At 68.9% G+C, this 12764-nt stretch carries 10 protein-coding genes; 4 read left to right on the top strand and 6 right to left on the bottom strand.

Annotation, left to right across the window (positions count from 1 at the left end; genetic code table 11):
* From EYW49_RS17435 to EYW49_RS17420, 4 genes are all read right to left on the bottom strand, one after another.
* On the bottom strand, positions 1-332 hold a 332-nt coding region (locus EYW49_RS17435; protein ID WP_265937404.1), incomplete at its 3' end, for an FGGY family carbohydrate kinase.
* A 178-nt stretch (positions 333-510) separates the two neighbouring features.
* The gene (locus EYW49_RS17430; RefSeq protein ID WP_131310906.1) at positions 511-903 is read right to left on the bottom strand and encodes a DUF1667 domain-containing protein; all 393 of its coding nucleotides are present in this window, start codon (positions 901-903) and stop codon (positions 511-513) included.
* Positions 900-2207, bottom strand: a complete 1308-nt coding sequence (locus tag EYW49_RS17425) for an NAD(P)/FAD-dependent oxidoreductase (protein ID WP_131310905.1) — start codon at positions 2205-2207, stop codon at positions 900-902. Before EYW49_RS17425 ends, EYW49_RS17430 begins: the two co-directional genes overlap by 4 nt.
* Positions 2200-3693, bottom strand: a complete 1494-nt coding sequence (locus EYW49_RS17420; protein WP_206365501.1) for an NAD(P)/FAD-dependent oxidoreductase — start codon at positions 3691-3693, stop codon at positions 2200-2202. The genes EYW49_RS17425 and EYW49_RS17420 overlap by 8 nt, the downstream gene beginning before the upstream one ends.
* Before the next feature lie 615 nt (positions 3694-4308).
* Here EYW49_RS17420 and EYW49_RS17415 point away from each other — a divergent pair.
* Together EYW49_RS17415 and glpD are read left to right on the top strand one after the other, a co-directional pair.
* Positions 4309-5106: a DeoR/GlpR family DNA-binding transcription regulator gene (locus EYW49_RS17415; protein WP_131310904.1), complete on the top strand. Its 798-nt coding sequence runs from the start codon at positions 4309-4311 to the stop codon at positions 5104-5106.
* A gap of 165 nt (positions 5107-5271) precedes the next feature.
* Complete coding sequence (gene glpD, locus EYW49_RS17410) at positions 5272-6786, top strand: glycerol-3-phosphate dehydrogenase (RefSeq protein WP_131310903.1); 1515 nt, start codon at positions 5272-5274, stop codon at positions 6784-6786.
* A gap of 12 nt (positions 6787-6798) precedes the next feature.
* Here the strand turns inward: glpD and EYW49_RS17405 are convergent, their stop codons facing one another.
* Complete coding sequence (locus tag EYW49_RS17405) at positions 6799-7908, bottom strand: acyltransferase family protein (RefSeq protein WP_131310902.1); 1110 nt, start codon at positions 7906-7908, stop codon at positions 6799-6801.
* Between the two features lie 167 nt (positions 7909-8075).
* Positions 8076-9059, bottom strand: a complete 984-nt coding sequence (locus tag EYW49_RS17400) for a LacI family DNA-binding transcriptional regulator (protein WP_131310901.1) — start codon at positions 9057-9059, stop codon at positions 8076-8078.
* Between the two features lie 187 nt (positions 9060-9246).
* Here EYW49_RS17400 and ptsP point away from each other — a divergent pair, with 187 nt between their 5' ends.
* Together ptsP and pfkB are read left to right on the top strand one after the other, a co-directional pair.
* Positions 9247-11754 carry a phosphoenolpyruvate--protein phosphotransferase gene (gene ptsP, locus EYW49_RS17395; protein WP_131310900.1) on the top strand — a complete coding sequence of 836 codons (2508 nt, stop codon included), beginning with the start codon at positions 9247-9249 and terminating at the stop codon, positions 11752-11754.
* Positions 11751-12710, top strand: coding sequence for a 1-phosphofructokinase (pfkB, locus tag EYW49_RS17390; protein ID WP_131310899.1), 960 nt, complete (start codon positions 11751-11753; stop codon positions 12708-12710). The genes ptsP and pfkB overlap by 4 nt, the downstream gene beginning before the upstream one ends.
* Positions 12711-12764 lie beyond the last annotated feature (54 nt).

Here is a 12764-nt window from a genome sequence, read left to right as displayed (position 1 = left end):
ACCACGTCGCCGACGCGGGTGTCCTGCCAGACGAGCGCGTTGTAGACGGCCTTGCCGGTCTTCTTGTTCCACACGACGGTGGTTTCGCGCTGGTTGGTGATGCCGATCGCGGCGAGATCGCTGGGCTTCAGGCCCTTGGCTTCCATCGCCTCGGCGACCACTTCTTCGACACGCCGCCAGATCTCCGCCGGATCATGTTCGACCCAACCCGGCTTCGGGAAGATCTGCTCGTGTTCCTTCTGCGCGACGCTGACGATACGGCCGGTCTTGTCGAAGACGATGAAGCGAGAGCTCGTCGTCCCTTGGTCGATTGCACCGATGTAAGTTGACATGTTTCCTCTCCGACTGCTGTTTTGATTTTGATTTTATGTCTCTTCATCAACTCGTCGAACTGGTGCCGTACGTTGCCTCCTCGTTGTGCGCACATTCGGCGTCCGATGTGCCGGGTCGGGTGGTCCGCCCCTCGCTCGGGCGGCGGCGACGCGCGGGGAGTGCCGCGCGTCCCCGAGTTCACGCGGGCCGCAGGCCGTCGCTCGCCACCGCAATGGCGCGCGCCGCCTTGAAGTCGACCCCGAGACCGAGGGCATCGGCGACGATCACCCGGCCGGTTTCGATCGGTGCGGTGACTTCGATGCCGCGCAACAGGCGCACGCAGTCGAAGATCGCTTCCTTGGGAACGGGTCCGTCCGAGACGACGGGCAGGAAGTGCAGGGCCCCGCCGTGGACGCGGACGGTGGTGGTCACCATCCGTTTCGGCGCGACCACCTCCTCGGCGGCATAGGCCTCGCCCTTCTCGCAGGTGAAGCCGCGCATCTCGACGACCCGATCGCCGTCGAGGACGACTTCGCCGCCGCAGCCGACCGGACAGCCGATGCACTGGATGGGTTGAACTCGGCTGGTCATGCGTCCTCCTCCTCCACCGCCCCTTCGAGCGGTTCCGGATGCTCGTCGAGGGTCAGCACGAATTCGATGTGCGACGCCTTGGCGAAGCGGTTCACGGGAATGTCGGCGACGATCATCTCGCTCGGCTTGACCACCCGCAGCTTGCGGTCCCAGACGATGCCGTCTTCGGTCTTCAGCGCGATGATCGACGGCCCCATCGGTGCCTTCGAGCGGAAGAAGAAGCGGATGGCGTTCTTGCCCTTCTCCAACGTCGACAGCCGCTGCGGCACCACTTGGCGCAGCCCCTCGCCGGCGATCACCGCCCGTTCGTGGGTCGCCTCGCCGAAGACCCCCTTGGCGAACAGCGCCGCCGAGCGGCCGGCGATCTCCGCCTCGTTGGAGACGAGATCGACGAGGTCGTGGACGTGCAGCACGTTGCCGGCGGCGAAGAAGCCGGGCTTCGAGGTCTGCCGGAACTGGTCGACCACCGCGCCGCTGGTGATCCGATCGGTGGAGACGCCGATCGCCCGCCCGAGCTCGTTCTCCGGGATCAGCCCGACCGACAGCAGCACGCAGTCGCAGGGCAGATCGAACTCGGTGCCCGGCTTGACGTGCAGGTCGGCGTCGACCTCGGCGACCGTCACCCCGGTCACCCGATCGTGGCCGTGCACGGCGACGACGCAGTGCGACAGGTACAGCGGGATGCCGAAGTCCTCGAGGCACTGGACGATGTTGCGGGTCAGCCCGTTGGAATAGGGCATGATCTCGAACACCGCGCGGACCCGCGCGCCTTCGAGCGTCATGCGCCGCGCCATGATCAGGCCGATGTCGCCGGAGCCGATGATCACCACGTCACGGCCGGGCAGATAGCCCTCCATGTTGACCATCCGCTGCGCCGCGCCGGCGGTGAACACGCCGGCCGGCCGGCTGCCGGGGATGCGGATCGCGCCGCGGGTGCGTTCGCGACAGCCCATCGAATGGACCACCGCCTTGGCTTCGACGGTGGCGAGCCCGGTGGTCGGCCCGACGCAGGTGATCCGGCCGCCGGCTTCCGCCGCGAGCACGGTGCTGTCGAGCCAGACGTCGATGCCCGCCGCGCCGACCATCTCGATGTAGCGGTCGGCATAGCCCGGTCCGGTCAGCTCCTCCTTGAACTTCCGCAGGCCGAAGCCGTTGTGGATGCACTGTTGCAGGATGCCGCCGAGTTCGCGGTCGCGTTCGATGATCAACACGCGGTCGGCGCCGGCCTGCCGGGCCGCCAGGGCGGCCGCCATGCCGGCCGGTCCGCCGCCGATCGTCACCACGTCGTAGGTTGCGTCACGCATCGATGTCTTCCCTGATCTCGAGTCCGGCGCGGGCGTAGAAGAGCCACGATTCCAACGTCTCCTTGCGCACCGCGGTCACCGGGATGCCGAGCTCGCGCGCGAGGATGGCGGTGACCCGTGGGCCGCAGAAGCCGCCCTGGCACCGGCCGGCCCCGGCCCGCACCCGCCGCTTGACGCCGTCGATGGTGCGCGCGCCGCAGGGCGCGCGGATCGCCGCGACGATCTCGGCTTCGGTGATCGTCTCGCAGCGGCAGATCACCCGACCGGCCAGCGGATCGGCGGCGATCCGCGCCATCTGTTCGACCGGCGTCTGTTCGGTGAACTTCGGGCGATGCGGATTGACCGGCACGAAGGTCGGGTCGGGGGTCAGCTTCAGTCCCAGATCGGCGAGGATCTCGGCGATCGCCTCGCCGATCGCCGGTGCCGAGGTCAGCCCGGGCGACTGGATGCCGGCGGCATGGACCAGGCCCTTCACGATCGGCGATTCGCCGATGATGAAGTCCTTGCCGGCCGCGGCGCGCAGGCCCGCGAATTCGGTGATGGCGTTCTGCAACGGCAGATCGGGCACGATCTTGCGGGCACCCGAGATGATCTCGTCGAGGCCGGGCGCGGTGGTCTCGACGTCGTCGAGCTCGTCGACGTCGGCCGCGTTGGGGCCGATGAAGATGTTGCCGTGCACCGTCGGCGACACCAGGATGCCCTTGGACACCTTCGACGGGGTCGGGAACAGAACCGAACGGGCGAGCGCCCCGGTCGAGCGGTCGAACAGGATGTATTCGCCGCGGCGCGGGTGGATGGTGAAGCTGTCGTCGCCGGCGAGGCGGGCGACGTCGGCGGCATGGACACCGGCGGCATTGACCACGAAGCGGGCTTCGATCCGGCCGCGGGTGGTCTCGACCGCGACGATCCGCCCGCCGGCGGTGACGAGGCCGGTGACGCCGCATTCGGTATGGATCTTCGCGCCGTTGCGGATGGCGTTTTCGCCGAACCCGACGGTCGCCAGGAACGGACAGACCACCGCCGCGGTCGGCGCCCACAGAGCCCCGGCGACGTCGGCGGAGATCGACGGTTCGTGGGCCCGCAGCCGGTCGGCGCCCCAGATTTCGAGCCCGGCGACGCCGTTCTCACGGCCACGCGCCAAGAGCGATTCGCAGGTCGCGAGGTCGGCGTCGCTGTGCGCCACCACCAGGGAACCGATTTCCCGGCGCGGAATGCCCAGACCTTCGGCGATTTCGGCATAGAGCGCGGCACCACGGACGTTCAGCCGCGCCTTCCAGGTGCCCGGCTCGCAGTCGAAGCCGGCGTGGAGAATGCCGCTGTTGGCCTTGGACGTTCCGGTCGCCACGTCGGGCGCCTGTTCGAGCAGCACCACGTCGAGCCGGTAGCGCGACAGTTCCCGGGCGATGGCACAACCGACGACGCCGCCGCCGATCACCACCACGTCCGCTTTCGACGAGATCGGCTCCAGCCCTCTCATCTCTCCCATACCGACATCCTCCGAACCTTCCGTCTGACGGCCGCAAACCACCCTCGAGGCCCCACCGTCTCTGGCGGAGCACCTCACATCCGATATCGGAGAGTGCGCGGATCGATCTTCTATTGCCGTCGACTGCTATCGTAGGCAGCCCGAACATCCAATAAGTCAATTTACTTATCACACCTACGCAGAAAGTATAGATGGTAAAACTAACCAAGCAGCCAGCCAGTTACCGCCATGCAGAAAACTTAGATTTGCTTCGTCACGATTTGACATTTTACCAATAGATCACCGTCTATTGCGCCTGCGAAGCCATGGATGTTCGCGCCGTCTTCGCCGTAGTTTAGGACATTTAGTTAAGTTCCCCACTTTCATTCCACCAAGGGATAGCCCGAGGTACTGCGATCCGCTTCGGCGGATACCCGAAAATAGTCGTAGTTCGCATTTTTGTATCTTCGAAACTATTTTCCGAAAGCCAGCCGCCACCGAGACCTCTCTTCACCCTGTCCGCAGGGGCGACACCGTGTCACCCCGTGCACCGGAGGGGCCCCCACCGCGTTTTCGGTTGCCGTCGGTCGCGATCCGTATATCCATGCGGAAACACGAAGGAATGGAGCAGTCCGCATGGAAGGCCTCACCGACCGGCAGGTCGAAATCTTGAAATCGGCCCGCGATTCCGGTCGGGTCACGGTCGAGGAACTGGCCCGGCAGTTCGAGGTGACGCCCCAGACGATCCGCAAGGACCTGAACGATCTGTGCGATCGCCAACTGTTGTCGCGCATCCACGGCGGCGCGGTGGTCACCTCCGGCGTCCGCAATCTGTCCTACGACGCCCGCCGCTTCGTCGCCGCCGAAGAGAAACGCGCCATCGGTCGAGCTGCCGCGGCGCTGATTCCCAGCGGCACCTCGTTGTTCATCAACATCGGCACCACCACCGAAGAGGTCGCCGATGCCCTGTGCGACCACGAGCAGATGCTGGTCATCACCAATAACCTCAATGTCGCCATGCAGTTGAGCCGGCGCACCGGCTTCGAGGTGATCGTCGCCGGCGGCCCGGTGCGGCCCGGCGACGGGGCGGTGGTGGGGGCCTCCGCCGCCGACCTGATCCAGCAGTTCAAGGTCGACACCGCGGTGATCGGCACCTCGGCGATCGACGAAGACGGCTGGCTGTTCGACTACGACTTCCGCGAAGTCAGGGTGGCCCGGGCGATCATCGAGAACGCCCGCCGCGTCGTCCTGGTCTCGGATTGTACCAAGCTCGACCGCACCGCTCCGGTCCGCATCACCCACATCGACCACATCGACGTCTTCGTGACCGACTACATGCCCTCGGCGAAACTGCGCGACCTCTGTCGAGAGAAGGGCGTTCTGCTGATCGAAACCATGCCGGAACGCGCCAACGAGATCGAGGCCACCGACTGAGTCCGCCCCGCCAACCGGGGTGGACCGGCCGACGAATCGGCCGATAACACTTTCGTTTTCACATTCGTTTTCGTTTGCGGTAGAAACGAACGTTCATTATCGTCTTCCGAAGGTTGTCGCCCCGCACTCCGCTGGAGTGCGGCCGGCGCCGCGGGAGGACGAACAATGGACGAAGTCTTCGACCTGGCCATCGTCGGGGGTGGCGTGAACGGTTGCGGCATCGCGCGCGATGCGGTGGGACGCGGCCTGAAGGTCTATCTCTGCGAGATGAACGATCTCGCCGGCGCGACATCGAGTGCTTCGACCAAGCTCGTCCATGGCGGCCTGCGTTATCTCGAGTATTACGAATTCCGCCTGGTGCACGAAGCCCTGGTCGAGCGCGAAGTGTTGTGGCGGATGGCCCCGCACATCGTCGCGCCGATGCGCTTCGTCCTGCCGCATCACCCCGGTCTGCGTCCGGCTTGGCTGATCCGACTGGGCCTGTTCCTCTACGACCACATCGGCGGGCGCAAGCTCCTGCCGCCCACCACCGCCGTCGATCTGGCCCATGATCCGGTCGGCGCGCCGCTCTCGCCGGGCCGCTTCGTGCGCGGTTTCGAATATTCGGATTGTCGGGTCGACGACACCCGGCTGGTCGTCCTCAACGCCCGCGACGCCGCCGACCGCGGCGCGGTGATCGAGACGCGCACCAAGGCGGTCGCCGCATCCCGCGCCGCCGACGGCTGGCGCCTGACCACCGAGAACCGCACCACCGGGACGCGCCGCGAGATCCGCGCCCGTGCTCTGGTCAACGCCGCCGGCCCCTGGGTGAGTTCGTTGCTCGGCGAGACGCTGGGCACGCGCTCCAAGGCCAAGGTCCGCCTCGTCCAGGGCTCGCACATCGTCGTCCGTCGCCTCTACGACCACGACCGCAGCTACATCTTCCAGAACACCGACGGCCGCATCGTCTTCGCCATCCCCTACCAGGGCGGCGATTTCACCCTGATCGGCACCACCGATCGCGACTACAAGGGCGATCCGGCGTTGGTCCACGCCACCGACGAAGAGATCGACTATCTCTGCGCCGCAGTGAACGACTATTTCGATCGCCGGATCGGTCGCGACGACGTCGTCTGGGCCTATTCGGGCGTCCGCCCGCTCTACGACGACGGCGCCGGCGAAGCCAAGTCGGCGACCCGCGACTATGTCTTCGAGCTCGACGACGCGGTCGCCGGGGCGCCGCTGCTGTCGATCTTCGGCGGCAAGATCACCACCTATCGCCGCCTCGCCGAGGCCGCGCTCGCCAAGCTCGCCGGCCATGTTCCCACGACCGGCGCCCCATGGACGGCGTCGGCGCCCTTGCCCGGCGGCGATTTTCCCGTCGACGGGGTGGCTCCCCTCGCCGCCGAACTGCGGTCGGCCCATCCGTTCCTCGATGCGGCCGGCGCGATGCGCCTCGCCACCGCCTACGGCACCACCGCGCGCACGATCCTCGGATCGGCGACCCGGCGCGAGGACCTCGGCATCGATTTCGGCGAGGGCCTCAGCGAAGCGGAGGTCCGCCACCTGATGGAGCGGGAATGGGCGATCGACGCCGAGGACGTGCTGTGGCGGCGCTCGAAACTCGGCCTGACCGCCACACCGGCGATGGTCGCCGCCCTCGACGCCTTCATGGCCGAACGGCGCGCCGCCACGACCTGAGCCGATCCGGCTTCAGGACTTCAGCGCGCCGAGGCCTCCGCCGAAGCGTTCGCCGACCCGCGCCCCGAAGTCCATCAGCGGCCGTTCCATCACCACGTGGGTTACGGTCGAGACCGCCACCGAGACGCCGGCGACGCCGAGGAACGCGAGGAGCGGACTGTCGCCGAGCGGGATGCCGGCGCGGGTGAGCAGCGCCATCATCGGCAGATGGCAGAGGTAGAGGCCGTAGCTCACCGTCCCGACGAAGCGCGCGGCGCGCAGGCCGAAGCTGCGCCGCATCACCGCCCCGTCGTTGCGGCCGAACAGCAGCAATGCGGCGGTCGCGCCCGAGACCAGGACGAACTCGTTGAACGGCGAGCGGCCGAGGAGGCCGATCAGCGCGACGTGCGGCCCGATCAGCGCGGCGACCGCCCAGACCATCCGATCGCCGGCCAGCACCGATCGCACGCACCACGGACGCAGCCGGAAGGCCGCGATTCCGAGCCCGTAGGGCAAGACATAGGGCAAGGGCGACCAGCCCATCGCCGCCGAGGCGTCGGCCGGATCGACCGGCAACAGGCGCGGATTCTTGATCAGCGTGTAGCCGATCGCCACCGCCACCCCCACCATGGCCAGCGTCCGCGCCCGGGTGGTGGTCACCGCCAGAACCGCGGGGATCGCCAGATACCACGCCACTTCGATCGGGATCGACCACTCCACCCCGAGGATGCTGTTGGTCACCCGATAGTCGAAGACCGACAGAAAGGTGAAATGCAGGACGACGTTGCGGGTGTCGACCACCACCCCGAAACGCTCCTGCCAATAGACCGCGGTGACGTCGAGGAGGATCGCCGCCGTCAGCCAGAACCAATAGAGCGGCGCGATCCGCCACAGCCGCTTGTTGAGATAGGCGCCGTAGCCGCCCGAGCCGACGTAGGAAGCCGCGACGCTGAACCCCGACACCACGAAGAACACCTGGACGCCGGAGCGGCCGAGATCGGCGAGCGCCGCGCCGATCGGCCCGAATTCGCGCAAGCCGCCGCCGCCGGTATGGATCAGCACCACCCCGAGCGCCGCGAAGGCCCGCAGGCCGGTGACGAAGTTCGTCTCCCCGTAGTCCCGACAGGCGGTCGCCGCATGCATGAAGGCCACCTCGGAAATCGGGCGTCGGGCGCCGCCGGCGGGAGGGGTATTTGTTTCTGGAAGTATCTTTATCCCGATCCGCAGGCTGCCGCTACGGCAGATCGACGTCCGTTCGGGGGGCGCCCGCGCGAAGTCCCCTCATCCGCAGTACACCCTCCCCGCGCCGATCACGCCGGCCGCGGCATTCCGCGCTCGACCAGGCGTCCGGACAGCACCACCCGGCGCGGCGGCAGATGGGGACAGGCGAGCCGCTCGAACAGCAGCGCCATCGCCGTGCGGCCGATCTCGGCCACCGGCTGTTCGATCACCGTGATCCCGGCGCCGACCAGATCGGTCCAGGTCTCGTTGTCGAAGCCGACCACCGACAGGTCCCGCGGCATCTCCAGGCCCATCGCCTTCGACGCCTTGACCACCCCGAGCAGGATCAGCCCGTTGGAGGCCAGCACCGCGTCGAGGCGCAGCGACCGTTCGACCATCCGCATGAAGGCCGCGCCGGCCGCTTCCGCCGTCGGGGCCACGAACTGGGCGTGCGGCGGCAGGCCGTGCGCCGCCATCGCCGCGACATAGCCCTCGTGGCGCGCCGCCGCGGTCGAACTGGTGTTGCCGAAGATCCCGGCGATGTGGCGATGGCCGCGCGCCACCAGGTGCTCGACCAGCAGGCGCGCCGACTCGGCGTTGTCGATGGTCACCTCGTCGTGTGCCCCGAGCGGCCCGGCGCGATCGATCAGAATCACCGGGAAGTCGAAGTCCATCGTCGCGATGCGCGCCGCGCCGACGCTGGTCGGGGCAAGGATCAGGCCGGTGATCCGCTCCTCCTGCATCATCTCGAGATAGAGCGCCTCGCGCTCGGGATTCTCGTCGGTGTTGCAGAGCATCACCCGGAGGTCGGCCTGATGGGCCGCCATCTCGACCGCCCGACTCAATTCGGTGAAGAACGGGTTGGCGATGTCGGAAACGATCAGGCCGATCGTCCGCGAATGCTGCGATCGCAGCCGCCGCGCCGAGAGATTGGGGCGATAGCCGGTGGCGCGCACCGCCGCCTCGACCTTGTCGCGCAGATCGGGGCTGACCGAGCCGCTGCCGAGGACTCGCGAGACGGTCGCCGCGGAGACCCCGGCGGCCTTGGCCACGTCCTTGATGCCGATGGACATTTCTGAAAACGATCTCACATTTTTGCAGAAAACGATATCAGGATGCAGCCCATGAGCGATCAGCCATTGTGCGCTGCAGCAAGCATTTTCGCAGAGAAAAGCTCAAATTTCAATGCGTTCTCTGTTGACTGCGACGATGAAAACCTTTTCATATCTCGTCAGCCAAACCCGAAAGAAGGGGTCCCGCATGTCCGCCGCCGTCAAGCCGCTCCTGTCGCCTGAACTGGTCCGCCTCGCCGCTCGTCCGGCGACCAAGGAGGCGGCGATCCGCGAGGCCTGTCAGATGCTGACGGCCGCCGGCTACATCGATGCCGCCTATGCCGAGAGCATGCTGCGGCGGGAGGGGGTCGCCAACACCTTCCTCGGCCACGGCGTCGCCATCCCCCACGGCATGATCGAGGATCGCGGCCTGATCTGCGAGAACGGCCTGGCGATCCTCCAGGTGCCGGACGGCGTCGAATGGAACCCCGGCCAGACCACCCGCTTCGTGGTCGCCATCGCCGCCCAGTCCGACGCCCACATCACCGTGCTGCGCCGCCTGACCCGCCTGCTCCAGGACGAGGAGCGCCTCGCTGCCCTGGTCACCACCACCGACCCGCGCGCGGTGATCGCCGCGCTGGTCGACGACGTCGCGCCGGCCGCCCCGAGCGCCCCGGCCGCCGACCTCGCCGAGCGTTTCGACTGGGTGGTGGACTATCCCGCCGGCCTGCACGCCCGCCCCGCCTCCCATTGGGTCGACGTCGCCCGCCGTTCCTCGGCGCGCTTCCAGATCCGCAGCGGCGCCGAGACCGGCGATCCGAAGAATCTGGTGTCGCTGCTGCAGCTCGGCCTGCGCGCCGGTGACGCCGTGGTGGTCTCGGCCGAAGGCGCCGACGCCACGGTCGGCCTCGCCCAGCTGAAGGCGGCGATCCTCGGCCTGACCCTCCAGGAGAAGGCCGACGCCGCCCGCGCGGCGATCCGCGCCGAGACCCCGGCGATCGGCTGGAAGCCCGAGACCGCCCTGCCGGTGGTGGTCGGCATCGGCGCCGGTCCCGGCCTCGCGATCGGCCCGGTCCATGTCCTGCGCACCGCCGCGATCGTCATCCCCGACGATCCGGTGTCGCTGTCCGACGGCGGCAACGCCCTCCACGAGGCGCTGACCACCACCCGCGAACAGCTCGCCGCCCTCGCCGACGATACCGCCCGCCGGCTCGGCCCCTCCGAAGCGGCGATCTTCAAGGCCCAGGCCGAATTCCTCTCCGACACCGACCTCGTCACCCTCGCCTGCCAACTGATGGTCGAAGGCCACGGCCCCGCCTGGTCGTGGCACGAGGCGGCCGAGCGCATGGCCCGCAAGCTCGAGGCCCTCGGCAATCCCCTGCTCGCCGCCCGCGCCGCCGATCTGCGCGACGTCGGCCAGCGCGTCCTCGGACGCCTCGCCCCGACCCTGGCGCTCGGCTCGCTGACCGATCTGCCGGCCGAGCCCTGCATCCTGGTCGCCGCCGACCTGTCGCCCTCGGTCACCGCCTCGCTCGACATGGAGCGCATCGCCGGCCTCGCCACGGCCCAGGGCGGCCCCACCTCGCACACCGCCATCCTCGCCCGCACCCTCGGCCTGCCGGCGATGGTCGCCGGCACCGATGCGCTGCTCGACATCGCCGAGGGCACCCTCGCGGTCCTCGACGGCAGCACCGGCCGCCTCCATCTCGCCCCGACCGAAGCCGACCTCGTCTCCGCCCGCGCCTTCATCGCCGCCGCCGCCGCCAAGCGGGCCCGTGAGGCCGAAGAGCGGGCCCTGCCGGCGACCACCCGCGACGGCCACCGCGTCGAGATCGGCGCCAACGTCAACAATCCCGCCCAGGTCGAGACCGCGGTGGCCCAGGGCGCCGAAGGCGTCGGGTTGATGCGCACCGAGTTCCTGTTCCTCGAGCGCGGCGCCACGCCGAGCGAGGACGAGCAGTTCGCGGTCTACGAGTCGATGCTCGATGCGCTGGGTGATCGCCCGCTGATCGTCCGGGCGCTCGACATCGGCGGCGACAAACAGGTCGCCCATCTCGATCTGCCGCGCGAGGAGAACCCCTTCCTCGGCGTGCGCGGCGCCCGCCTGCTGCTGCGCCGCCCCGATCTGCTCGACCCGCAGCTGCGCGCCCTCTACCGCGCCGCCAAGAGCGGCCGGCGCCTGTCGATCATGTTCCCGATGATCACCTCGCTCCAGGAAGTGACCGCTCTGCGCGCCGTCTGCGAGCGCATCCGCGCCGAGGTCGACGCGCCGGCGGTGCCGCTCGGGATCATGGTCGAGGTGCCCTCGGCGGCGATGATGGCCGACGTCTTCGCCCCCCACGTCGACTTCTTCTCGATCGGCACCAACGACCTCACCCAATATGCGCTGGCGATCGACCGCCAGCATCCGGAACTGGCGGCCGAAGCCGACAGCCTGCACCCCGCCGTGCTGCGGCTGATCCGCAAGACCGTCGAAGGCGCCGCCGCCCACGGGCGCTGGGTCGGGGTCTGCGGCGGCATCGCCGGCGATCCCTTCGGCGCCGCTCTGCTCACCGGCCTCGGCATCGCCGAACTGTCGATGACCCCGCGCGACATCCCCGCGGTCAAGGCCCGGCTGCGCGCCTCCGACTTCGCCGAACTGACCGCGCTCGCCGCCCGGGCGCTGGCCTGCGAGACCGCCGATGCGGTCCGCGCCCTCGACGGAGGTCGGTCATGAGCGCCCCCACCGTCATCACCGTCACCCTCAATCCGGCGATCGACCTGACCGTCACGGTCGAGAACCTGACGCTCGGCACCGTCCAGCGGGCCCGCGCCTCCCAGACCAACGTCGGCGGCAAGGGAATCAACGTCGCCGGCTGCCTCGCCGACTGGGGCACGCCGGTGCTCGCCACCGGCATCCTCGGGCGCATCAACGTCGCCGCCTTCGCCGAGTTCTTCGCCGCCAAGGGCATCGGCGATCGCTTCGTCCGCATCGACGGCGAGACCCGCACCAACATCAAGATCGCCGACGTCGCCACCGGCGACACCACCGACGTCAATCTGCCCGGCCCGCCGGTCGATCACGCAACTTACGATTCCGTCGTCGACACCCTCGACGAAGAGGTCCGCCCCGGCACCCTCGTCGTCCTCGCCGGCTCGGTGCCGGCGGGGCTCCCCGACCGCGCCACCACCGACCTGATCGGCCTGCTCGGCGAAATGCAGGCCCGCGTCGTGCTCGACACCTCGGGCCCGGCGCTCGCCGCCGCCCTCGACGCGCCCGCCGGGCAGTTGCCCTTCGCGGTCAAGCCCAACCGCGAGGAGCTCGAGGCCTGGGCCGGCCGCCTGCTGCCGACCACCGCCGACCTCGTCGCCACCGCACGGCAACTGGTCGAACGCGGCATCGCCCTGGTGGTGGTGTCGCTCGGCCCGGAGGGGGCGCTGTTCGTCGACGCCCACGCCGCGCTCGCCGCCCGTCTGCCGCCGCTCCAGGCGCTGAGCACCGTCGGCGCCGGCGACGCCATGGTCGCCGGCCTGGTCTCGGCGCTCGCCGACGACCTCGATCTCGGCGGCACCGCCCGCCGCGCCGTCGCCTTCGCCTCGGCCAAGCTCGGTCGGGTCGGTCCCCATCTGCCGTCGCGCGCCGAGGTCGAACACCTCGCCCGGGCGGCCACCGTGACCGTTCTCGACGTCTGAAATCCGACGACACCGGATCCATCGAAGAAGCGGGACATCCCGCCAGGAGAGAAA

Origin of the sequence: Siculibacillus lacustris (assembly GCF_004328075.1) — a bacterium.
Lineage (GTDB): Bacteria > Pseudomonadota > Alphaproteobacteria > Rhizobiales > Ancalomicrobiaceae > Siculibacillus > Siculibacillus lacustris.
This window is presented reverse-complemented; position numbering and strand designations above follow the sequence as displayed.

What these genes read in the sequence shown, in the direction of transcription:
- EYW49_RS17420 (WP_206365501.1), bottom strand. Translation starts at nt 3,693, where the DNA reads ATGGGAGAGATGAGAGGGCTGGAGCCGATCTCGTCGAAAGCGGACGTG.
- EYW49_RS17430 (WP_131310906.1), bottom strand. Translation starts at nt 903, where the DNA reads ATGACCAGCCGAGTTCAACCCATCCAGTGCATCGGCTGTCCGGTCGGC.
- EYW49_RS17415 (WP_131310904.1), top strand. Translation starts at nt 4,309, where the DNA reads ATGGAAGGCCTCACCGACCGGCAGGTCGAAATCTTGAAATCGGCCCGC.
- glpD (WP_131310903.1), top strand. Translation starts at nt 5,272, where the DNA reads ATGGACGAAGTCTTCGACCTGGCCATCGTCGGGGGTGGCGTGAACGGT.
- ptsP (WP_131310900.1), top strand. Translation starts at nt 9,247, where the DNA reads ATGTCCGCCGCCGTCAAGCCGCTCCTGTCGCCTGAACTGGTCCGCCTC.
- EYW49_RS17405 (WP_131310902.1), bottom strand. Translation starts at nt 7,908, where the DNA reads ATGCATGCGGCGACCGCCTGTCGGGACTACGGGGAGACGAACTTCGTC.
- EYW49_RS17400 (WP_131310901.1), bottom strand. Translation starts at nt 9,059, where the DNA reads ATGTCCATCGGCATCAAGGACGTGGCCAAGGCCGCCGGGGTCTCCGCG.
- EYW49_RS17425 (WP_131310905.1), bottom strand. Translation starts at nt 2,207, where the DNA reads ATGCGTGACGCAACCTACGACGTGGTGACGATCGGCGGCGGACCGGCC.
- pfkB (WP_131310899.1), top strand. Translation starts at nt 11,751, where the DNA reads ATGAGCGCCCCCACCGTCATCACCGTCACCCTCAATCCGGCGATCGAC.